We start from the raw sequence: 337 nt of genomic DNA on the forward strand, positions 1-337 counted from the left end.
GTCATCCGGTCGATCTACCAGTACCACGTGAAGAGCAACGGCTGGCGCGACCTCGGCTACAACTTCCTGGTCGACCGCTGCGGTGCAGCGCTCGCCCTACGCGTCCAGGCAGTCGGAGAGCAGCGCCGTGGCCCCGTCCGCCCGTTCGGGCAGCGCGAAGCACCGCCCGCCGATCCGAACCACAACCCGCAGTTCCGACCCCACGGTCATCTCCTCCGGCACTCCGCCGCTGCCTTCACCACACCTGTCCCACTACCCGCCAGTCCCCGTCGCGGATCTCCAGCCGTGCCCCGTCCCTGATTGCTCCGGCCGCTCCCCCGGCGGTCACCGCAGGCAC

The 337-nt window shown here is 70.3% G+C and carries 1 pseudogene; it reads left to right on the forward strand.

From position 1 onward, the window contains the following. Positions 1-85 (forward strand): annotated as a pseudogene (locus ACLWS4_RS38110) (N-acetylmuramoyl-L-alanine amidase); the annotation flags it as partial. Positions 86-337 lie beyond the last annotated feature (252 nt).

It is taken from the genome of Kitasatospora sp. SC0581 (assembly GCF_048159585.1).
Classification (GTDB): Bacteria; Actinomycetota; Actinomycetes; order Streptomycetales; family Streptomycetaceae; genus Kitasatospora.